The sequence below is a fragment of the Actinocatenispora sera genome (genome assembly GCF_018324685.1).
Lineage (GTDB): Bacteria > Actinomycetota > Actinomycetes > Mycobacteriales > Micromonosporaceae > Actinocatenispora > Actinocatenispora sera.
In genome coordinates, this window is record NZ_AP023354.1 from 4,896,887 (window position 1) to 4,918,340 (window position 21,454).

A 21,454-nucleotide genomic window follows, 5' to 3' on the forward strand; every position below is an offset into this window, starting at 1 on the left:
CGGGCCTTAAAGGACGCCATACGCGCGCTCAACAGTACCAACACTCAAATTGGCGCAAGTTTTCGGGTGACCAGCACTTGACCGACCGTCGCCCTTCCGAATACCGTCACGCTCCGTAGCGATTGCTGGGGAGAGACCTCGGCCATGTGAGTGGGAGTCAGCGCATGCCGTCTGAGTACGCGAAGTCCCTCGGCGCCCGACTGCGCGCCATCCGCCAGCAGCAGGGGTTGTCCCTGCAGGGGGTGGAGGAGAAGTCGGGCGGCCGCTGGAAGGCAGTGGTGGTCGGTTCGTACGAGCGCGGGGACCGTGCGGTCACCGTGGCCCGGCTGGCCGAGCTGGCCGACTTCTACCGGGTTCCGGTAGCGGAGCTGCTGCCCGACGGCGGCGGCACCCGGCAGGAGTCCGCCGGCAAGATCGTCCTGGACCTCGAGCAGCTGTACGAGCACACCGCCGACGAGCTCGCGCCCGTCGCCCGGTACGCGCGGGCCATCCAGCAGCAGCGCGGTGACTACAACGGCCGGGTGCTGTCGATTCGGGCCGACGACCTGCGGGCGCTCGCGATCGTGTACGACACCTCGCCGTCCGGCCTGGTGGAGCGGTTCACCGAGCTGGGCGTGCTGGTCGCCGACCCGCGCGCGCTGTTCGGCGGCTGAGCCGCAGCGACCCGACGAAACGGCCCACCGGAGGTTTCCGGTGGGCCGTTTCGTCGGTCGAACGGTCAGTTGCCGCCGCGCAGCGCCTCGGCGATGCTGCCGAGCAGGCCGTTGACGAACTTCGGCGACTCGTCCGTGGACAGCGCGGTGGCCAGCTCGACCGCCTCGCTGATCGCCACCGCGTCGTCGATCTCGTCGCGGTGCGCCAGCTCGAAGATCGCCACCCGGACGATGTTGCGGTCCACCGCCGGCATCCGGGACAGCGACCACCCCTGCGCGTACGTCGCGATCAGGTGGTCGATCTCCTCGGCGTGCCGCTGGTAGCCCTCCACCAGGGTCACCGTGTACTCCCGGACCGGGGGCTCGGCCCACTCGACCCGGCGGCGCAGCACCACCAGCGGGTCCTCGCCGCGCAGATCCGCCTCGTACAGCACGTCGAGGGCACGCTTGCGCGCCTTGGTGCGGGTCGACATGCCCGCGGGCGACGCCGGGCCGGATTCGGTCACCGTCGTCACGCTCAGACCCGGCCGAGGTAGCGGCCGTCGCGGGTGTCGACCTTGATCTTGTCGCCGATGTTGACGAACAGCGGCACCGGCACGTTCGCCCCGGTCGCGACCTGCGCCGGCTTGGTACCGCCGGTGGAGCGGTCGCCCTGCATGCCCGGCTCGGTGTAGGTGACCTCGACCTCGATCGAGGTGGGCAGCTCGATGTAGAGCGCGGTGCCCTCGTGGAAGCCGATCGTGACCTCGGCGTTGTCCAGCAGGTACTTCGCGGCGTCGCCGACGGTGGTGCCGGGCACGTTGATCTGGTCGTAGTTCTCCGAGTCCATGAACACGAAGTCCTCACCGTCCGCGTACAGGTACTGCATCGTGCGCTTGTCGACGGTGGCGGTCTCGACCTTGGTACCGGCGTTGAAGGTCTTGTCGACGACCTTGCCGTTGAGCACGTTCTTCAGCGTGGTACGCACGAACGCACCGCCCTTGCCGGGCTTGACGTGCTGGAACTCCACGACGGTCCACAGCTGCCCGTCCAGGTTGAGAACCAGGCCGTTCTTCAGGTCATTCGTGGTGGCCATACGCTTGGATGTCTCTTTCGTCTCGAATGCCGGGAACTCCGGCGGGGTGATGGCGGCTGGATACAGCAAACCCTGGGAAGTCTACCGAGCGGCTGGAGGCACGCCGCGGCCCCCGACTCGACCGTAACGGTCGATCGGGGCATGATCGCGACGGTGGATCGTAAGGAGGACGGATGACACAGCCGCAGGCGGCGCCCGACGAGCCCGGCGGAGGGGCCGGCAGCGAGGCGGGTCCCGTGCCGCCGGCCCGGATCCGACGGACCGTGACCGCGCCGACCGAGCTCGTCTGGCGTGCCTTCACCGACCCGAACGCGCTGGCGGCCTGGTTCTGGCCGCGCCGGCTCGCGCCGCGGGTCACCGCCGACGCCCGCAAGGGCGGCCGGTACCGCATCGTCGGGGCCGCCTCCCGCAGCATGACCACCGCCGTGGGCGGCGAGTACCTGCGGGTCGACGAGCCGACGTTGCTGGAGTTCACCTGGTGCTGGGAGGGCGCCGAGGAGACGGCCACCGTCACGGTGCGGCTGGCGACGTGCGACGACGGTACCGAGCTGGACGTCGAGCACGCCGGCTGCGTCGACGAGGAGGACCGGCAGGCGCAGGAGCGCGGCTGGCGCGACTGCCTGGAGCGGCTACCGGAGTGGCTCACGGTGGCCCAGCGCGCCGGCTGAGCCACCGCGAGCGGGGCGCAACCGGCACGGGGGTGGCCGAGTACCTCAGGACGGCCGAGTACCTCAGGACGGCCGGGCGGCGAGGTGGCGCAGCGCGAGGCGGTAGCCGTCCAGGCCGAGGCCGCAGATCACCCCGGTCGCGATCGGCGAGATCAGCGAGGTGTGCCGGAACGCCTCGCGGGCGTGCACGTTCGACAGGTGCACCTCGATCAGCGGGCCGGTCAGCATCGCGCAGGCGTCCCGCACCGCCACCGAGTAGTGCGTCCAGGCGGCCGGGTTGAGCACCACCGCGGCGCCGGTGTCCGCCGCCTCGTGCAGGAAGCCGAGCATCTCGTGCTCGGCGTCGGTCTGCCGCACCGTGACCGACAGCCCCAGCTCGGCGCCGGTGGTCTCGCAGGCGGCGACCAGCGCGGCGTAGGTCTCGGTCCCGTACACGTCGGGTTCGCGGTGTCCGAGCCGACCCAGGTTCGGCCCGTTCAACACGTCGACCCGCCGCTCCGCCGCGCTCACCGGCGCACCTGCCTGGGCACCCGCCGAGTCACGATCACTGCTCCCCCTCCGGTACGCAGACGTCCAGGTAGGTGGCGCGCAGCTCGGCCTCGGACAGGTCGGCGACCACGGTCGGCTCGGCCAGCCCCGCCAGCAGCACGAACCGCAGCGTCGACCCCTGCGCCTTCTTGTCCAGCCGCATCGCCGGCAGCAGCGCGTCGAACGCATCCGCCCGGTACCGGGTGGGCAGCCCCACCGAGGACAGCACCGCGGTGTGCCGGTCGGCGGTGGCCGCATCGAGCAGGCCGCGGCGGCGGGCCAGCTGCGCCGCATACACCAGGCCGACCGAGACCGCGTGGCCGTGCCGCCACCGGTACCCCTCGTGCCGCTCGATGGCGTGGCCGAGGGTGTGGCCGTAGTTGAGGACGATGCGCCGGCCGGACTCGCGCAGGTCCTCGCCAACCACGTCCGCCTTGACCCGCACGGACCGCTCGACCAGCTCGCGCAGGACCGGGCCGGCCGGGTCGGTCGCCGCGGCGGGGTCGGCCTCGATCAGCTCCAGGATCCGCGGGTCGGCGATGAAGCCGCACTTGACCACCTCGGCCATGCCGCCGGTCAGCTCCTCGGCGTCGAGGGTCGCCAGGGTGGCGAGGTCGCACAGCACGGCGGCGGGCGGGTGGAACGCGCCGACGAGGTTCTTGCCGGCGGCGGTGTTCACCCCGGTCTTGCCGCCGATCGCGGCGTCGACCATGCCCAGCAGGCTGGTCGGTACCTGCACCAGGCGCACCCCGCGCAGCCAGCAGGCGGCGACGAAGCCGGCCAGGTCGGTCACCGCTCCCCCGCCGACGCCGACCACCGCGTCGGTACGGGTGAAGCCGGCGCGGCCCAGCTGCGCCCAGCACTGCTCGGCCACCGCGACGCTCTTGCCGTGCTCGGCGTCCGGCACCTCCAGCCGCAGCGGCTTGCGCCCGGCCGCGGCGAGGACCTCGCAGAGCCGGTCCACCAGCCCGGACAGCGGCGGCGCGTGCACCAGCGCGACCTGCGCGGCGCCGGGCAGGGTGTCCGGCAGCCCGTCGAGCAGGCCGGCGCCGACGAGCACCTCGTACGGCGCGGAGCCGGCCACCTTGATCCGGGTGGTCGGCGCGGTCACGACTGCGCCCGCAGGTCGTCCAGTGCGGACAGGACCGTCTCGGTGACCTGGTCGGGGTCGATGCGATCGGTGGGTACCACCACGTCGGCGACCTCCTCGTAGAGCGGGCGACGCTCGGCGAGCAGCTGCCGCATCGTCGCGCGGGGGTTGATCGCGAGCAGCGGCCGGGCGGCCGACAGCCCGGTCCGTTTCGCGGCGTCGGGCAACTCCACCGACAGGAACACGACCAGGTGGCCGAGCAGCAGTTCGCGGGTCGACTCGGCCAGCACGGCGCCGCCACCGAGCGCGAGCACCCCGCGCCGGGTGGCGAGCGCCTCGGCGACCGCGGCCCGCTCCAGCGCCCGGAAGTGGTCCTCACCGTCGTCGACGAAGATGTCGGAGATCGGCTTGCCGGCGGTACGTTCGATCTGCTCGTCGGTGTCGGCGAACTCGACGCCGAGCCGGGCGGCGAGCAGCCGACCCACCGTGGTCTTGCCCGCGCCGGGCGCGCCGACCAGCACGCACACCGGCCGGTCGACGCCGGGTACGCCGGTCACCTCGGCGCCCGGGTCGGCATCGGCGGGTGCGGGATCCACCGGGGTCACGAGATCACCAGTTCCTTCCGGTAGGCGTCGAGGTTGCGGCGCAGCTCGGCCACCGAGTCGCCGCCGAACTTCTCCACCGCGGCGTCGGCCAGCACCAGCGCCACCATCGCCTCGGCGACCACCGCGCCGGCCGGCACCGCGCACACGTCGGAGCGCTGGTTGATCGCGGTGGCCGGCTCGCCGGTGGCCACGTCGACGGTGGACAGCGCCCGGTTGAGCGACGAGATCGGCTTGAGGGCGGCGCGCACCCGCAGCGGCTCGCCGATCGACATGCCGCCCTCGACGCCACCGGCCCGGTTGGTGCGCCGGCGCACCCCGCCGGCGGTCGGGTCCATCTCGTCGTGCGCGACCGAGCCGCGGCTGCGCGCCTGGGTGAACCCGTCGCCGACCTCGACGCCCTTGACCGCCTGGATCGACATCAGCGCGGCGGCCAGCCGGGCATCCAGCCGGCGGTCCCACTGCACGTGGCTGCCCAGGCCCGGGGGCAGCCCGTACGCGACGACCTCGACGATGCCGCCGAGCGTGTCGGCGTCCTTGCGAGCCGCGTCGACCTCGGCCACCATCGCCGCGGACGCGTCCGCGTCCAGGCACCGCATCGGGTCGGCGTCGATCGCGGCGGCGTCGTCCGGGGTGGGCAGCCGGTCGGCGGGCGCGGCGACCGCGCCGATCTCCACCACGTGCGACACCAGCCGCACCTCCAGAGCCTGGTCCAGCAGCGCCTTTGCGACGGTACCCAGGGCCACCCGGGCGGCGGTCTCCCGGGCGCTGGCGCGTTCCAGGATCGGCCGGGCGTCGGTGTGCCCGTACTTCTGCATGCCGGCGAGGTCGGCATGGCCGGGGCGGGGCCTACTCAGCGGCGCGTTGCGCGCCTGCCCGGCAAGCTCCGCCTCGTCCACCGGGTCGGCGCTCATCACCTGCTGCCACTTGGGCCACTCGGTGTTCCCGACCCGGACGGCGAACGGGCTGCCCAGGGTGCGCCCGTGTCGCAGCCCGCCGATCACCTCCACGGCGTCCTGTTCGAACTTCATCCGCGCGCCCCGGCCGTACCCCAGGCGGCGGCGGGCCAGCTCGGACGCGATTTCGGCACTGGTCAGCTCGACCCCGGCCGGCACACCCTCCAGGATGCCGACCAGCGCGGGCCCGTGCGATTCCCCGGCAGTCAACCAACGCAACACAACCAGAGAGTCTGTCACGGACCGCGGTCGCGCCGGTGACCAGAGGCGTACGGTCCCGCTGGGCGGGCCGCCGCGACGAGCGGGCGGAGCGTTCTCGCCCAGGCGGGCGAAGCAGGCGAAGCAGGCGAAGCGTTCTCGCCGAGACGGACGCAGCGGGCGGGCGCAGGGTCCTTGACGGGCGGGCGAAGGGTGCTGGGCGCGGGTGCCGGGGTCAGAACGCCAGATATCCGGCGGCGAGCCAGTCGCCGGCCAGCACCGCGGTCAGCGCACCGGCCAGCATCGCCGGGCCGAACGGGATCCGGGTACGCAGCCCGGCCCGGCGGGAGGCGAGCAGCACCAGCGCGTACCCGCCGCCGTAGCCGAACCCGAGCACCACCCCGACCGCCAGCGTCGGGAGGGACAGCCAGCCGAGCGCGAGCCCGAGCAACCCGGCGAGCTTCACATCGCCGAAGCCGAGTTGCGAGCCGGGCGCGAGGCACAGCAGCAGGTACAGCCCGGCGGCGGCGACAGCGCCGATGGCGGCCCGGGCCAGCTCCGCCCACCCCGGGCCGCCATCGATCGCACTGGCCACCGCAAGCAGCGCCGCGACCAGCGGGTACGCGGGCAGGGTGATCGCGTCGGGCAGCCGGCGCAGGTCGGCGTCGATGACACACAGCAGCACGCCGGCCGCGGCGAGCACCAGGAATGCGGGCAGCCCGTACCGGCGGACCGGGTCGGGGACCAGCCCGACCGCGACGCCACCGAACGCCACCGCGGTCAGCACGCACACCACCACGGTGCGCCGGCCGCCGGCGGCGACCCCGGGCAGCCGAGCCGCGGTGGCAGCCAGCGCGGGGCCGACCGCGGCCCCCGCGAGGGCGCATCCCAGCGCGGCCAGCGAGACGGTGAGCATCCCGGCCGCCTCAGCCGGCCGCGGACGACAGCGCCGTACGCATCGCCTCGGCCGGCGCGGGCACGCCGGTGAACTGCTCGAACTGGCGGACGGCCTGGGCGAGCAGCAGGTCCAGCCCGCCCACGACGCGGGCGCCGGCGGCGGTGGCCACGGCGGCCAGCGCGGTCGGCCACGGCGAGTACAGCACGTCGAAGACGGTAGCGTCGCGCCGCCACCGTACGGTCGGCGCGAACGCGTCCGCCGCGCCCGCGGGCAGCGTGGAGACCACCACGTCGGCGCGCCCGGCCGGCTCCGGGTCGGCGAACCCGGCGTGCCTCAGCGTCAGCCCCAGCGCGTCGGCAACCGGCCGCAGGTCAGCGACCGCGGCCGGTCGGCGGGCGTAGACGGTGACCGCGGCGGCGCCGAGGGTCGCCGCGGCGTACAGGCCGGCCCGGGCGGTGCCGCCGGCGCCGAGGATCGTGACCCGCTCGGCGGCCGCGGTACCGGCCCGGGCGAGCGCGTCGACCAGCCCGGGCGCGTCGGTGTTGTCGGCCCGGCGCCTGCCACCGGCCAGGACCAGCGTGTTGGCCGCGCCCAGCAGCCGCGCGGTGTCGGTCACCTCGTCGGCCACGCTCAACGCGGCCTGCTTGAGCGGCATGGTCAGCGACAGGCCGGCCCACTCGGGTCCGAGCCCGGCGACGAAGCCGGCGAGCTCGTCGGCCTCGACCCGGTACGCGGCGTAGCGCCAGTCGGCCAGCCCGGCCGCGGCATAGCCGGCATTGTGGAGCACCGGTGACAGCGAGTGCTCGACCGGGCTGCCCAGCACCGCGGCCCGGTGCCGGATGCGGACGTCCGCGGCGCTCACCCCGCGGCGCCGTTCTCCCTGGCCTTCTCCTCGTTGGCCTTCTGCTGGTCGTAGTTGTCGGCGAATGCCGACTTGCCCGACTTGTCGATCCGGACGAAGTACAACCACTTGCCGTCGGCGGGGTGCGCCGCGGCCTTCATCGCCGTCGCGCCCGGGTTGTCGATCGGCCCCGGCGGCAGCCCGGCGTGGGTGTGGGTGGAGTACGGGTTGTTCTTGTCGTGCAGTTCGGCGTAGGTCAGCTGGCTGGAATCCTTCGCGCCCTTGCCCTTCAGGTCCAGCCAGTAGTTCGTCGTCGAGTCGAACTGCAGCTTCTGCAGCCACGGCTGATCGGTGTCGCCGAGCCGGTTGTACACCACCCGGGTCACCTTCGGCATGTCCGCGTTGATCGCCTCGGCCTGCGCCAGTGACGCCACGATCAGCGCCTCGTACGGCGCGATGCCCTTCGGTTTGTCCAGCCCGCTGTCCGCGGCGGCCTTCATGAAGTGGGAGACCATCTCGCTCAGCGCGTCCTTGGCGCTGGTACCCGGGTCGAACAGGTACGTGTCCGGGTACAGGAAGCCCTCGGCGCTCTTCGCCGCCTGCTTGTGGTCGTCGCGGTCGAACCAGCCCTTGTCGATGCCCAGCGCGGCCGGGTCCTTCGCCGCCTTCTGGAAGTCCGACAGCGGCAGCTTGAGCCCCTTCGACAGCCGGCTCAGCGTCGCGTTCATGGTCAGGCCCTCGGGGATGGTGACCTTGGTGGCGATCCGGTTCTTGAGGTCCAGCAGCGCGGTGACCGCGAGTGACGCCTTCATCTGCTTGTGCAGCTTGTACCAGCCGGGCTGGATGGCGGTCGCGTTCGGGTTCTTGTTGGACGCGTCCACGAACGCCTTCGCGCTCTTGACGACGTCCTTGTTGTACAGCGCGTTGGCCATGTCGCTCAGCCCGTCGCCGGTCTTGATCTGCACCTGCACCGAACCGTGGCCGGAGCCGGAGTAGTCGGGTGCGACCAGGAACCCGCGCAGCGCGTGGTAGCCGAGGTAGCCGCCGCCACCCAGCACCCCGAGCAGCACGACCACCAGCACCAGCGCGAACAGCGACTTCCCGCGGCCCGACTTTCGTCGCCGGTGCCGGCCGGGGCGCATCGCGGCATCGCCGTCGTCGTCGTACCCCAGGTCCAGCCCATCAAGCATCCGTCCGCCTCCGGTGCGCATCGAGCCACGACTGCAGGATCTCCACGGCGGCGGCCTGGTCAACCACCGCCCGGCGACGCTTGCCGCGCACGCCACGATCGGACAGCCTACGGGTTGCCACCGCGGTGGACATCCGCTCGTCGGCGAACACGATCGGTACCGGCGCGATGCGGTCGGCCAACCGCGCCGCGTAGGCCCGTACGTCTCGCGCGGCGTAGCTTTCCTGGCCACTGAGTGTGACCGGCAGGCCGACCACCACCTCCACAGGGTGATACTCCTCGACGAGATCGGCAAGCTCCGCCAGATCCCGCGCGGCGGGAGTGTCGGCGTCCCGGCCCCGATCGCGCAGCACGGTGACGACCGGCGAGGCGAGCAGGCCGGCCGGATCGCAGCTGGCCACGCCGATCCGGACGGTGCCGACATCCACCGCGAGCCGCACCCCCGGGACGAACCCGGCACGATCGTCGTTGGTCACCACACCGCCCCCGAACCGGCCGCCACGACGCGGCCCGGGCCGGGGGCGGCCGGGTGGCTCAGCTCGGCGCCGAACGGCATCTCAGGCGGGAACCGCCGCGGCGACCAGCTCCCGGATCGACGCCAGCAGCGCCGGCGCCTGCTCGGCCGGCACTCCGCCACCCTGGGCCAGGTCGTCGTTGCCGCCGCCGCGCCCGGACAGCGCCGACTTCACCAGATCCTTCGCCGACAGGCCCTGCTCGCGGGCCGCCTTGTTGACCGCCACCACCAGCGACGCCTTGCCGCCGTTGGCCGCGGACACCACAACCACCCCGGCCCGGCCGGCGGACAACCGGCCACGGATCTCCTGGACCAGGGTGCGCACGTCGCCGCTGGACGCGCCACCAGGCGCCTCGGTGGCGACCAGCGCCACGCCGCGCACGTCCTCGGCGCCCGACGCGAGGCCACCGGCGTTCGCCAGCACCATCTGCGCCCGCAGCTTCTCCAGTTCCTTCTCCGCGTCGCGCAGCTGCGAGATCGTCTGCGCGACCCGGTCGCCGACCTCCTCCGGCTTGGCCCGGAACGTGTCGGCCAGCTGCGAGACCAGCAGGTGCTCGCGGGCCAGGAAGTTGAACGCGTCGATGCCCACCAGCGCCTCGACCCGGCGCACACCGGCACCGACCGACGCCTCGTGCAGGATCTTCACCACCCCGAGCTGGCCGGATCGGGCCGCGTGGGTACCGCCGCACAGCTCGCGGGCGTAGTCGCCGACCTCCACGACCCGCACCTCGTCGCCGTACTTCTCGCCGAACAGCGCCATCGCGCCGAGCTTGCGCGCCTCGGCCATCGAGGTGACGAACGCGTGCACCTCGAGGTCTGCCATCAGTACCTCGTTGACCTGCTGCTCGACATCGTTGAGGACGCTGGCCGGCACCGCGCCGGGGGTGTTGAAGTCGAACCGCAGCCGGCCCGGCGCGTTCAGCGAACCGGCCTGCGTGGCCGACTCGCCGAGGAAGTTGCGGATCGTCTGGTGCACCAGGTGCGTGGCGGTGTGCGACCGGGAGATCGCCCGGCGCCGCCGGATGTCGATCTCGGCGAACCCGGTCTCGCCGGTACGCACCTCGCCGCGCAGCACCTTCGCCCGGTGCACGACCAGCCCCGGTACCGGCTGCTGCACGTCGTAGACCTCGACCTCGCCGCCGCCGAGTTGGATGCGGCCCCAGTCGGCCTGCTGGCCACCGCCCTCGGCGTAGAACGGGGTGGTGTCGAGCACCAGCTCGACCTCGTCGCCCTCGCCGGCGCCGGCCAGCGGCGCACCGCCGGCCAGCACCGCACGCACCGTGGACTCGCGCGACACCTCCGCGTACCCGGTGAACTCGACCGCGCCGCCGGCGTCCAGCACCGCACGGTAGGCGGAGGTGTCGGCGTGGCCGGTCTTGCGGGCCTGCGCGTCGGCCTTGGCCCGGGTGCGCTGCTCGCTCATCAGCCGGCGGAAGCCGTCCTCGTCGACCGACAGGCCCTGCTCGGCGGCGATCTCCAGGGTCAGGTCGATCGGGAACCCGTACGTGTCGTGCAGCGCGAACGCCTGCGCGCCCGACAACGTGGAGCCGCCGGTCTTCTTCGTGTCGGCGATCGCGGTGTCCAGGATCGTGGTACCGGACTTCAGCGTCGCAAGGAACGCCTCCTCCTCGCCGTACGCGTACTGCGAGATGCGGTCGAAGTCCGCCGCCAGCTCCGGGTACGACGGGGCCATGCAGTCGCGCGCCACCGGCAGCAGCTCCGGCATCGCCGGCTGCTCGAACCCCAGCAGCCGGACCGCCCGCACCGCCCGGCGCAGGATCCGGCGCAGCACGTACCCGCGGCCCTCGTTGGACGGGGTCACCCCGTCACCGATGAGCATCAGCCCGGTGCGCACGTGGTCGGCGACCACCCGCAGCCGCACGTCGTCGGGATGCGACTGGGCCGCGATGTGGCTCGTCGACACGCCGTAGCGCTTGCCGGTCAGCTCCGCGGCGCGGTCCAGGATCGGCCACACCTCGTCGATCTCGTACAGGTTGTCGACGCCCTGCAGGTAGGCGGCGACCCGCTCCAGGCCCATCCCGGTGTCGATGTTCTTCGCCGGCAGGTCACCCAGGATCTCGAAGTTCTCCTTGCCGACCCCCGGACCCCGCTCGTACTGCATGAACACCAGGTTCCACAGCTCGACGTAGCGGTCCTCGTCGACGGTCGGGCCGCCCTCCGCGCCGTACTCCGGGCCGCGGTCGACGAAGATCTCCGAGCACGGGCCGCACGGGCCGGGGACGCCCATCGACCAGAAGTTGTCCTTCTTGCCCCTGCGCTGGATGCGCTCGGCCGGCACCCCGGCCACCCGCCGCCAGATCTCGTACGCCTCGTCGTCGTCGACGTAGACGGTCGGCCACAGCTTGTCGCCGTCCAGCCCCAGCCCGCCGTCGGCGACCGAGCCGGTCAACAGCTCCCAGGCCAGCTTGACGGCGCCTTCCTTGAAGTAGTCGCCGAACGAGAAATTGCCGTTCATCTGGAAGAACGTGCCGTGCCGGGAGGTCTTGCCGACCTCGTCGATGTCCGGGGTACGCACGCACTTCTGCACGCTGACCGCGCGCGGGAACGGCGGCGTCACCTGGCCCAGCAGGTACGGCTTGAACTGCACCATGCCGGCGTTGACGAACAGCAGGTTCGGATCCTCGAACGGCAGCGGCGCGCTCGGCACCACCGTGTGGTCGTTGTTCTCGAAGTGCGCCAGGAACCGACGCTTGATCTCCGCGGTACGCATGGGGTTTCGCCTGCTCGCTTTCGTGTGCGCTGCTGCCGGGTGTCGGGTCAGTCGTGCGGCCGGGCGCTGCGATCCTGGCCCGCCGCGACGGCGTCGAGGATCTGCTCTTCGCGCTCGGCCATGGAAGCTCGCACGTCGGACACGAACGACCGGACCTCGTCCAGCGCACCCACCGCCGAGGACTGCAGCGATGCGGCGACACCCTGCGGCGAGTACGCCTGCGCGGTCTGACTGATCTTGCGCACGGCCACGACACCGACCGCGACGCCCAACCCCAGCCAGAACAGTCGCCGCATCACACGTCCCTTTCCCCGACTCCCGCACCGACGGCAGCCCGCTTGCCGCTCACCCGTCGGAACAACCCGCGACCCGCCGACGCCTTGATCAGCCCACGGCCGACCGCCGCCGCACCGGAACTCCGCTGCCTCACCAGCCTGCCACGGCCGGCCTGCCGGCCGGCAGCCGACCGGGGTTGCCCGGCACGACGGGCCGCGGTGGTCTTGCGCACGCCGTACCCGAAGGCGGCGGCCTTGACCAGCGGGCTGCGGGTGGCGCCGGTGACGATCGTGGACACCTCGGCCACGTTGCCGGACACCTGCGCCAGGTGACCGCTGATCACGTCCAACCGGGCCAACTGCGCGTTCACCCCGTCCAGCGAGGTGTGCACCTGCTCGATCGCCGACCCCATGCCGTCCAGGGTGCGCTGCGCGTCGGACAGGATCGGGCCGCTGCGGTCGGCCAGCTCGGTCAGCGCCCGGGTGGCGGCGTCCACGGTGCGTCGCAGTTTCAGTATCGGCACCAGCAACGCGCCGACCAGCAGCAGAAACGCCAGCGCCGCGATCAGCGCCGCGAGTTCGGTCCCGGACACCTGTTCCCCCTCGTTGCGATTCTCGCCGGACCGGGTCGACCCGGCGGCGTTCGCCCCGGCGCCTGCGACGAACAGACCCTACCGCCCGGCGCCGCCGGTATCGGGATTGGCGTCCGGGTTGGGCGAGTCGGCGCCGGCCGCCTTGGCGTCGGGCGCCCGCACCTCGCTCAACGACCCGCCGCCGGGCGGCGACGCGGTGCCGCGGACGATCTGCCGGATCTTCGGCAGCCGGTCGGCCACCGCCCGCTCCGCGCCGTGCCGGGACGGCGTGTAGTAGTCGCGCCCGGCCGCCTCGTCCGGCGGGTACTGCTGGGTGACCACCCCGCGCGGATCGTCGTGCGGGTAGCGGTAGCCGGTGCCGTGGCCGAGCCCGCGGGCACCGGAGTAGTGCGCGTCGCGCAGCGCCCGCGGCACCAGCCCCGTGCGCCCCGCCTGGACGTCGGCGATCGCGGCGCCGACCGCGGCGGTCACCGAGTTCGACTTCGGCGCGGTCGCCAGGTGCACCACCGCCTGGCCGAGGTTGAGCTTCGCCTCCGGCAGCCCGACCCGGTCCAGCGCCTCGGCCGCGGCGACCGCCACCGGAAGCGCCTGCGGATCGGCCATCCCGACGTCCTCGCTGGCGAAGATGATCAATCGGCGGGCGATGAACCGCGGGTCCTCGCCCGCCACGATCATCCGGGCGAACCAGTGCAGCGCGGCGTCCACGTCCGACCCGCGCAGGCTCTTGATCAGGGCGGACGAGATGTCGTAGTGCCCGTCGCCGTCCCGGTCGTAGCGCACCGCGGCGGTGTCCACCGCCGCCTCGGCCGTGGCCAGGTCGATCTCCACCGGCTCGACGCCGCCGGCGCCGTCCGGCTCGGCCCTGTCCGGCTCGGCCCTGTCCCGGCCGGTACCGGCGCCGTCCGCCCCGTCGCCGTCCGCCCCGGCGCCGTCCGCCCCGTCGGCGGGTCCGTCTGCGCCGTCCGGGGCCGGCCCGGCGTGGGTGGCCAGGGCCGAGCCGGCGGCCGCCTCCAGCGCGGTGAGCGCCTTGCGGGCGTCCCCGCCGGACAGCCGGACCAGGTGGTCCTCCGCGTCCGGCGCGAGCCGGACCCGGCCGGCCAGACCCCGCTCGTCGGTGACCGCCCGGCGCACCAGCTGCCGCACCGAGTCGGACCCGAGCTGCTGCAGGGTGAGCAGCACGCACCGCGACAGCAGCGGAGAAACGACGGAAAAGTAGGGATTCTCGGTGGTGGCGGCAAGCAGCGTGACGGTGCGGTCCTCCACCGCGGCGAGCAGGGAATCCTGCTGGGTCTTGGTGAAGCGGTGCACCTCGTCGATGAACAGCACGGTGGGGTCACCGCCGCGACGGCGCGCCGCGCGAGCGGTCGCGATGACCTCCCGCACCTCCTTGACCCCCGACGACAGCGCCGACAGCGCCACGAAGCGTCGGTTGGTCGCCGCCGCCACCAGGTGTGCGATCGTGGTCTTGCCGCTGCCCGGCGGACCCCACAGAATCACCGACAGCGGCGCGTCACCCTCCACCAACCGGCGCAGCGGCGCACCCGCCGCGCGCAGGTGGTCCTGCCCGACCAGCTCATCGATGTCTCGCGGACGCATCCGCACCGCCAGCGGCGCGTCCGCCGACGACACCGCCGGGTCGGACCCCGCCAGGTCGGGCCGCACCGGAGCGGCCACCGGGTCAAGATCGAAAAGGCCGGCCGATTCCACACGGCGACCCTACCCGGGCCCACCGACAACCCCGAACGAGCGCGCGCCGCCTCCCCCGCTACCGCGCCGGCCGGCACGGCCGATCGGGGCGCCGGCGGCGACCGTCAGTCGGCCAGGGCGGCGCGGACGCCGGCCAGCAGCGGTGCGGCCATGCTCAGCTCGGCGACACCCGCAGCCTGCAGCAGCGCCGCGTACTCCGGGTCGCCGGCCAGATCGCCGCACACCGCCACCGGCACGCCGACCGGCGCGGCCGCGGCGACCAGACCCGCCACCAGCTCGGGCACCAGCGCCTCACCCGCCCGGTACACCGCCGCCACCTCGGGCACCGTCCGATCCGCCGCGGTCAGGTACTGCACCAGGTCGTTGCTGCCGACCGAGACGAAGTCCACGTCGGGCAGGAACGGCGCCGGCCGCAGCGCCGCGGTCGGGATCTCGACCATGATCCCCACCGCGGTGGGCTCGGCGTGCGGGGTCCGGTCGGCGCGCAGGCTCGCCGCCGCCGACCGCAGCGCCGCCCGGGCCGCAGCCAGCTCGGCCGGCTCGGTCACGAACGGGAACATCAGCTCGATCGGCCGCACCGCCGCCGCCCGCAGCACCGCCCGCAGGTGGGTAGCGAACAGGGCCGGCCGGGCCAGGCACAGCCGCAGCCCGCGCTCGCCCAGGAACCCGTGCCGCACCGGATCCAGCCGCAGCCCCGGTACCGGCTTGTCGCCGCCCAGATCGACGGTGCGCACCACCACCGGGCCGTCCGGGCAGGCCGCCAGCACCGCCGACAGCCACGACACCTGCTCGTCCTCGTCCGGCAGCGCCGACCGGCCGGTGAACGCGAGCTCGGTACGCACCAACCCCACGCCGGCAGCGCCCGCCGCCACCGCTGCCCGGGCGTCGGCCTCCGACCCCACGTTCGCCGACAGCCGCAGCTCGCCGCCGTCGGCCCGGCGGATCCGGGCGGTACGCGGCACGGTCCGGACCAGCGGCGCCACCTCGGCGGCCGGCTCGTCCGGCGCCACCACCACCTCGCCGGTATCGCCGTCGACCAGAACCGGTGTGCCGTCCGGTACCGCGTCCAGGGTGTCGCCGGCCGCCACCACCATCGGCACCCCGGTCGCCCGGGCCAGCACCGCGGCATGCCCGCGCACCCCACCGGCACGCAGCACGAAGCCGACCACGCCCGCCTCGACCAACTCCGGCACCAGCGACGGCGCCAGATCGTCGGCCAGCAGCACCGCACCGGCCGGTACCTCGGGGCGCACCGGGCGGCCGAGCAGCGCGCCCAGCACCCGCTGGCCCACGTCGACCACGTCCACCGCCCGGCCGGCGATCACCGCGTCGCCGCTGGCCGCCAGCTGCTCGGCGGTCCGGCGCACCACCCGCCACCAGGCCGTGGCCGCCGGCACCCCGGTGGCGATCAGCTCGTCGGCCGCGCCCGTCAGCTCCGGATCGGCCAGCAGGACCCGATGCGCTTCGGTGATGTCGCCGCCACCGACGAGCTGCTCACCGGCCTGCCGGAGCGCGCCGGCCAACCGGCCCCGCTCGGTCGCCGCACCGGCGAACGTCTCTGCCGGCGGCTCGATCCCGGCGGCGCCCGGGCGATGCAGCGGGCCCGACCGGCGACCCGGCGCCGCACCGACCGCACCCGGCCTGGTCGCGACCGCCTCCGCCGGCCCCACCGCACCGGTCGCCGACGACAGAGCCGCCACCACCCGCGGTACCGCGAGCGCCGCGTCCGGGCCGGACCCGGCGACCAGCACCTCGGTACCCACCGGGGCGGCGAGCCGCAGCAGCGCGGAGAGGCTGGCCGCAGACGCCTCCGCCGCGCCGGCCGCGACGGTGACCGTCGCGTCCAGCCCGGCCAGCGCCCGCACCACCGCCGCCGCGGGCCGCGCGTGCAGCCCGGCCGGGTCGGTCAACACCACCCGCTCGGTGACCGCCGCCTCGCCGGTCGTACCGGCGGCGGCATTCGTCGCGGCGCTGTCGGTGGCCACAGCCGGCACAGCGTCATCGATCGCCGAGCGCCCGGCGGACTCCGCGGCGGTGGTCTGCCCGGCGGCCGCGACCACCTGGTCCAGCGACTGTCCGCCGGCCGCGGCGGCGCCGGCCGCGACCGCACCCTCCACGAACGACGCGTCCACCAGCCGGGTCCGGTCGGCGAGCTCCGGCTCGGCGAACTCCAACGCCAGCTCGGCGGCCATCCGGGCGCTGCCCAGGTCGTACAGGACGACGACGCCGGCACCCCGGTCGGCCGCCGACATCGCATCGGCGACCCGGTCCGCGCTGGTACCCAGGCCGCCGTCGACGTCGCCGCCGGCCGGCACCACCGGTACCGCCGGCGCCATCTGCCCCACCAGCTCGGCCAGGCCCGTGGCGAGCGCCGTGCTGTGCGAGACGAGGACCAGTCCGATCACGTGGCCGCCCAGGCCGCGAAGCAGTCGAACAGCAACCGGCTGGAGACCGCGCCGGGATCCCGGTGGCCCTGGCTGCGCTCGCCCAGGTAGCTCGCCCGGCCGCGCCGGGCCTGCCACGGCACCATCTCCTGCTCGGCGCCGCCGGCCGCGGTCGACGCCGCGGACAGCACCGCGGGCAGCCCGTCGGCCACCGCGGCGTCGGCGGCGGCACTCGCCGCGGTCCACACGTCGTACATCGTCTTGTCCCCGGCGGCGCACTTGCCGCGCTCGGCGATACCGGTGGTGGCGTCCCGGACCACCGCGGCGAACCCGGCCGCGTCCAGCGTCGACGCCGCCCCGGCCGCCTTGGCGGCCCGCAGGAACGCCGTGCCGTACAGCGCGCCGGACGCGCCGCCGACGGTACTGACCAGCCGCCGGCCGACCAGGTTGAACACCGCGCCGGGAGTGTCCGGCGGGGCGGCGTCGAGCGCCTCGGTCGCCGCGCGCATGCCGCGGTCGAGGTTCGTCCCGTGGTCGCCGTCGCCCACCGCCGTGTCCAGCTCGGTCAGCAGGTCCCGGTCGCGTTCGACCGCCTGCGCGAACCCGTGGAACACCGCGGCCACGTCGGTCGCGGAAAGCCGTTCGGCCATGTCACGCCCCCCATCGCAGCGCCGCGGTGTGCACCGGCGCGTCCCACAACTCGACGAGCTGTTCGTCGAGCACCAGTACCGTCAGCGACACGCCGAGCATGTCCAGCGACGTCATGTACGACCCGACGAGGTTGCGGGCCACCCGCAGCCCACGCCGGTCGAGCTCCTGCACCGCCCGGCGGGCCACGATCGAGCACTCCAGCGGCGTGGCCGAGCCGAGCCCGGTGACGAACAGCAGCACCTCACCGGTCAGTACGGCCGGATCGAAGTCGGCGCAGATCGCCGCCATCGCCCGGTCCACCAGCGCATCGACCGGCTCCATCGGCCGGCGCTCGCGCCCCGGCTCGCCGTGGATGCCCACGCCGAACTCGATCTCGTCGTCGGGCAGCTCGAAGCTGCGTCGACCGGTCGCGGGCACCGTACCGGCGGTCAGCGCGAACCCGAGCGAACGGCTGCGCGCGCACACCCGCCGGCCCAGCTCCGCGACCTGCGCCAGCGAGTCGCCCCGCGCCGCGGCGGCCCCGCAGACCTTCTCCACCAGTACCGTCGCGCCGACGCCGCGCCGCCCGCTGGTGTACGTGGAGTCCTCGACCGCCACGTCGTCGGCGACCAGGACGGTCTCGGTGTCGACGCCGTCGGCGGCGAGCAGCTCGGCGGCCATCTCGAAGTTCATCACGTCGCCGGAGTAGTTCTTCACCACCAGCACGGTGCCGGCGCCGGCGTCGACCGCCCGTACCGCGGCCTCGACCTGGTCGGCGGTGGGCGAGGTGAACACCTCCCCCGGGCAGGCGGCCGACAGCATGCCGGGGCCGACGAAGCCGACGTGCATCGGCTCGTGGCCGGACCCGCCGCCGGAGACCAGCGCGACCCGGCCGGCGACCGGTGCGTCGACCCGCGCCACGTACGTCGGGTCGTGGGCCAGCCGCAGCAGTTCGGGATGGGTCAGCGCGATCCCCTCCAGCGCTTCGGACACCACCGTGCCGGGCGAGTTGTACAGCCTCTTCATCGGCCCACCTGCCTGTCGCCTCATCCGTGGCCGCCCATCATTCCAGCCCCGGACGTCCGGATCGGCGCGTGGTGTCCGCCGCGCCGGGTGGCCGTGCGCTGCGGCACACCCCGCATTGCTTCCTAGGTAACTGAACTGATGACGAAGGGCCCGGGCGCGGCAGGCGCCGGCCCGGTCCGCGGTCGCACCACCGCCGAGCCGGGTGGCCGGAGCACTCAGCCCGCCGCCGGCGGGCCGGAGCGGACCGCCAGCCGCAGCGCGGCGTCGCGCAGCCAGACCAGGTGATGCACCTGCCCGAGCCGGCCGGCCAGCCGGGACATCCGCACGATGCGCTGGGTGCGCCGCCGCCGGAGCCGGTCGTACGCGGCGAGCCCGGTCGCCGCGTCCACGCCCTCCGCGAGGCAGTCCGCGAGGGTCACCGCGTCCACGATCGCCTGGCAGCCGCCCTGGCCGAGATCGGGCGTCATGGCATGTGCTGCGTCGCCGAGCAGCACCACGCGGCCCGCCACGTACGACGGGAGGGGCGGGCGCAGGTCGACGATGTCGTGGCGCAGCAGCCCCGCCGGGTCGATTCCGGCGAGGATGGTCGGTATCGGCTCGGCCCACCCGCCGAACAGCCGCTTCAACTCGGCCAGGTCGTCGGCCGGCCGCCAGCCGGCCGGGGCGCGCGAGACCGCGTAGAAGTTGGTCCGGCCGTCGTGCTGCGGGGTGTAGCCGAACTTCGCCCCGCTCCCCCACACCTCGGCGCCCGACGGCAGCCGCAGCGGTACCGAGCCGCGCCAGGCGAGGGTGCCGACCGGGCGCGGCGCGTACCGGGGACCGAACGCGGCGGTACGCACCGTGCTGTGCACCCCGTCGGCGCCGACCACCAGGTCGTACTCCGCCCGCAGCGCCGTGAGGTCGGCCACCGGCGCGCCCAGCCGTACGGTTCCGGAGGGGAGCGCATCGAACAGCAGCCGCAGCAGCACCGGACGGGTGATCAGCCGGACCGGCTCGCCGACCCGCGCGGTGAGCGCGTCCATGTCGATCTCGGCGAGCGGCCTGCCGTCCGGCCGCAGCAACGCACCGGACGGTTGCGGCCGGCCCACCGCCCGCGCGTCCACGCCGATCCGCTCCAGCGCACGCAACGCGGCGGGCCAGATGCCCAGCGCGGTACCGGTGGCGGGCAGTTCCTCGGCCCGCTCGTACCCGGTGACCTGCCAGCCGGCCCGCCGCAGTGCGATCGCTGCGGTCAACCCTCCGATGCCGCCTCCGACGACGGCTGCCGTTCTCACCATGCCCCGACCGTACTACAGATGTAGTTGCCGAGACTACTGCTGTAGTGTCCGGTCGTGGTGACCGAGAGGCGACAGCGGATCTGCGACGCGGCGATCGACGTGCTCGGCGCCGGCGGCTCCCGGCGGCTGACCCACCGGGCCGTGGACGCCGCCGCCGGCCTGCCGCTGGGTTCCACCTCGAACGTGTTCCGCACCCGCGACGCGCTGCTGGCCGGCGTGCTGGACCGGCTGCTGGAACGCGAGACGGCGGGCTGGCAGCAACTGACCACCGCGGGCATGCCGCGCGACGTCGGCACGTTCGCGGCGCTGCTCGCCGGGCTGATCGAGGAGCTGACCGGGCCGCAGCGGATGCTGACGCTCGCCCGGCAGGCGATCTTCCACGAGGCGGCGTTCCGGCCCGAGCTGCAGCGACGCATCGACGCCGCGCAGCGCGACCTGCTGACCTGGGGCGGTGGGTGGCTCGCCGCGCTCGGCTCGACCCGGCCGGAACGCGACCTGCGCGCACTGCTGGCCCTCATCGACGGCGTACTGATGCTGCGGCTGGCCAACCCGCACGACGCGCCGCCGACGGCGCCGATGTTCGTCGCGCTGCTGCGAGGTCTGCGCGCCGACGTCTCCTGACGGGGACACCCGGACGGGCGATCGATACGACCGGGTTGCCCGTTGTGAGGTAAATCATGGCTGTAGCTTGGTTACAGCTCAGCAAATTCTTAAACTCTCTCCTTACCCTGCGGCTCGATGAAGGTTAAACAGAAGATCAACACGGCACTGGGACGCACCACCGGTTTCGAGCTGGTTCGGGTCCGCGGCCCGCGTCGCCGGCGCCCGGTCATCCGCGCCGAGCGGCTGCTGCGGCAGCCGGTGTTTCTGCTGTCCTCGGTGCGCTCCGGCTCCACCCTGTTACGCGTCATCCTGGACAGCCACTCGCAGCTGTACGCGCCGCACGAGCTGCACCTGGGCGACATCGAGGCGAAGGCCAAGGGCTGGTTCGCCGAGCACGCGATGAGCGACCTGGGCTTCGACAACAACGAGCTGACCGCCCTGCTGTGGGACCGGCTACTGGACGAGGCGCTGCGCCGCAGCGGCAAGAAGATCCTGGTCGAGAAGACACCCAACCAGGTGTTCCGGATCAAGCGACTGGTCGACATCTGGCCGGACGCGCGCTTCCTGTTCCTGCTGCGCCACCCCGCGTCGATCCTCGCGTCCTGGCGTGAGGCCCGCCCCCACCTGTCCCGGGAGGAGGGCATCGCCGACATCCTGCGGTACCTGACGTCGCTGCAGGAGGCGCGCGAACAGCTGACCGGCATCGACGTGCGGTACGAGGACCTCACCGAACGGCCCGAGGAGGAGACGCGCCGGCTGTGCGAGTTCATCGGCGTCGAGTGGGAAGCCTCGATGCTGGACTACGGCGACAACGGGCACACGCGCTTCCGGCGCGGCCTCGGCGACTGGAGCGAAAAGATCAACTCGGGTCGGCTGCAACCGGCCCGGCCGGTCCCCGACGACGTCCCGGACGAGTTCCGCCCGTTCTGTGCCGCCTGGGGGTACGCGGAGTCCGACTGACCGCCGGATGCGGCCGCGCCCCGGATGACCGATGATGGACGAGACATCCGGTCCTC

21 protein-coding genes and 1 pseudogene are annotated in these 21,454 nt (G+C 73.8%); 4 read left to right on the top strand and 18 right to left on the bottom strand.

The window, feature by feature from the left end; all coding sequences use genetic code 11:
- Positions 1–164: 164 nt before the first annotated feature.
- Positions 165–653, top strand: coding sequence for a transcriptional regulator BldD (gene bldD / locus Asera_RS23305; protein WP_030447328.1), 489 nt, complete (start codon positions 165–167; stop codon positions 651–653).
- Positions 654–718: 65 nt separating this feature from the next.
- Here bldD and nusB read toward each other — a convergent pair whose 3' ends face one another.
- Both nusB and efp read right to left on the bottom strand, forming a co-directional pair.
- A complete protein-coding gene (nusB, locus tag Asera_RS23310; protein ID WP_030447329.1) occupies positions 719–1,126 on the bottom strand; it encodes a transcription antitermination factor NusB in 408 nt (135 codons plus the stop codon).
- 44 nt (positions 1,127–1,170) lie between these two features.
- Positions 1,171–1,728: an elongation factor P gene (efp, locus tag Asera_RS23315; RefSeq protein WP_030447330.1), complete on the bottom strand. Its 558-nt coding sequence runs from the start codon at positions 1,726–1,728 to the stop codon at positions 1,171–1,173.
- Positions 1,729–1,901: 173 nt separating this feature from the next.
- Between efp and Asera_RS23320 the strand changes: the two genes are divergently transcribed.
- Positions 1,902–2,396 (top strand): SRPBCC family protein, encoded by a 495-nt coding sequence (locus Asera_RS23320; RefSeq protein WP_051802500.1) that lies wholly within the window; start codon positions 1,902–1,904, stop codon positions 2,394–2,396.
- Positions 2,397–2,459: 63 nt separating this feature from the next.
- Here Asera_RS23320 and aroQ read toward each other — a convergent pair whose 3' ends face one another.
- From aroQ to Asera_RS23400, 16 genes and pseudogenes are all read right to left on the bottom strand, one after another.
- Positions 2,460–2,906, bottom strand: coding sequence for a type II 3-dehydroquinate dehydratase (aroQ, locus tag Asera_RS23325; RefSeq protein WP_030447332.1), 447 nt, complete (start codon positions 2,904–2,906; stop codon positions 2,460–2,462).
- A 34-nt stretch (positions 2,907–2,940) separates the two neighbouring features.
- The gene (aroB, locus tag Asera_RS23330) at positions 2,941–4,035 is read right to left on the bottom strand and encodes a 3-dehydroquinate synthase (RefSeq protein ID WP_030447333.1); all 1,095 of its coding nucleotides are present in this window, start codon (positions 4,033–4,035) and stop codon (positions 2,941–2,943) included.
- Positions 4,032–4,571: a shikimate kinase gene (locus tag Asera_RS23335; RefSeq protein ID WP_030447334.1), complete on the bottom strand. Its 540-nt coding sequence runs from the start codon at positions 4,569–4,571 to the stop codon at positions 4,032–4,034. The genes aroB and Asera_RS23335 overlap by 4 nt, the downstream gene beginning before the upstream one ends.
- A gap of 44 nt (positions 4,572–4,615) precedes the next feature.
- The gene (aroC, locus tag Asera_RS23340) at positions 4,616–5,794 is read right to left on the bottom strand and encodes a chorismate synthase (RefSeq protein ID WP_030447335.1); all 1,179 of its coding nucleotides are present in this window, start codon (positions 5,792–5,794) and stop codon (positions 4,616–4,618) included.
- Positions 5,795–6,005: 211 nt separating this feature from the next.
- A complete protein-coding gene (locus Asera_RS23345; protein WP_084131935.1) occupies positions 6,006–6,686 on the bottom strand; it encodes a prepilin peptidase in 681 nt (226 codons plus the stop codon).
- 10 nt (positions 6,687–6,696) lie between these two features.
- Entirely contained in the window at positions 6,697–7,530 is an 834-nt protein-coding gene (locus tag Asera_RS23350) for a shikimate dehydrogenase (RefSeq protein ID WP_244843999.1), read from the bottom strand.
- A complete protein-coding gene (gene mltG, locus Asera_RS23355) occupies positions 7,527–8,699 on the bottom strand; it encodes an endolytic transglycosylase MltG (RefSeq protein WP_030447338.1) in 1,173 nt (390 codons plus the stop codon). The genes Asera_RS23350 and mltG overlap by 4 nt, the downstream gene beginning before the upstream one ends.
- Positions 8,692–9,174 carry a Holliday junction resolvase RuvX gene (gene ruvX / locus Asera_RS23360; RefSeq protein ID WP_030447339.1) on the bottom strand — a complete coding sequence of 161 codons (483 nt, stop codon included), beginning with the start codon at positions 9,172–9,174 and terminating at the stop codon, positions 8,692–8,694. Before ruvX ends, mltG begins: the two co-directional genes overlap by 8 nt.
- Positions 9,175–9,255: 81 nt before the next feature.
- Positions 9,256–11,943 (bottom strand): alanine--tRNA ligase, encoded by a 2,688-nt coding sequence (gene alaS, locus Asera_RS23365; protein WP_030447340.1) that lies wholly within the window; start codon positions 11,941–11,943, stop codon positions 9,256–9,258.
- Positions 11,944–12,017: 74 nt separating this feature from the next.
- Positions 12,018–12,239: pseudogene (locus tag Asera_RS23370) on the bottom strand (hypothetical protein); the annotation flags it as partial.
- The gene (locus Asera_RS23375) at positions 12,239–12,811 is read right to left on the bottom strand and encodes a DUF948 domain-containing protein (protein ID WP_084131937.1); all 573 of its coding nucleotides are present in this window, start codon (positions 12,809–12,811) and stop codon (positions 12,239–12,241) included. The pseudogene Asera_RS23370 and the gene Asera_RS23375, both read right to left, overlap by 1 nt.
- A gap of 78 nt (positions 12,812–12,889) precedes the next feature.
- Entirely contained in the window at positions 12,890–14,518 is a 1,629-nt protein-coding gene (locus Asera_RS23380; RefSeq protein WP_084131940.1) for a replication-associated recombination protein A, read from the bottom strand.
- 104 nt (positions 14,519–14,622) lie between these two features.
- A complete protein-coding gene (dhaM, locus tag Asera_RS23385) occupies positions 14,623–16,923 on the bottom strand; it encodes a dihydroxyacetone kinase phosphoryl donor subunit DhaM (protein ID WP_051802501.1) in 2,301 nt (766 codons plus the stop codon).
- Positions 16,920–17,552, bottom strand: coding sequence for a dihydroxyacetone kinase subunit DhaL (gene dhaL / locus Asera_RS23390; RefSeq protein ID WP_051802502.1), 633 nt, complete (start codon positions 17,550–17,552; stop codon positions 16,920–16,922). Before dhaL ends, dhaM begins: the two co-directional genes overlap by 4 nt.
- A gap of 1 nt (position 17,553) precedes the next feature.
- Complete coding sequence (gene dhaK / locus Asera_RS23395; protein ID WP_030447346.1) at positions 17,554–18,558, bottom strand: dihydroxyacetone kinase subunit DhaK; 1,005 nt, start codon at positions 18,556–18,558, stop codon at positions 17,554–17,556.
- A 215-nt stretch (positions 18,559–18,773) separates the two neighbouring features.
- Entirely contained in the window at positions 18,774–19,835 is a 1,062-nt protein-coding gene (locus tag Asera_RS23400; RefSeq protein ID WP_030447347.1) for an FAD-dependent monooxygenase, read from the bottom strand.
- 57 nt (positions 19,836–19,892) lie between these two features.
- On the opposite strand from Asera_RS23400, the gene Asera_RS23405 reads away from it, so the two are divergent.
- Together Asera_RS23405 and Asera_RS23410 are read left to right on the top strand one after the other, a co-directional pair.
- Positions 19,893–20,456 (top strand): TetR/AcrR family transcriptional regulator, encoded by a 564-nt coding sequence (locus Asera_RS23405; protein WP_030447348.1) that lies wholly within the window; start codon positions 19,893–19,895, stop codon positions 20,454–20,456.
- Between the two features lie 117 nt (positions 20,457–20,573).
- Positions 20,574–21,398 carry a sulfotransferase family protein gene (locus tag Asera_RS23410; RefSeq protein WP_030447349.1) on the top strand — a complete coding sequence of 275 codons (825 nt, stop codon included), beginning with the start codon at positions 20,574–20,576 and terminating at the stop codon, positions 21,396–21,398.
- The last annotated feature ends 56 nt before the right edge of the window (positions 21,399–21,454 follow it).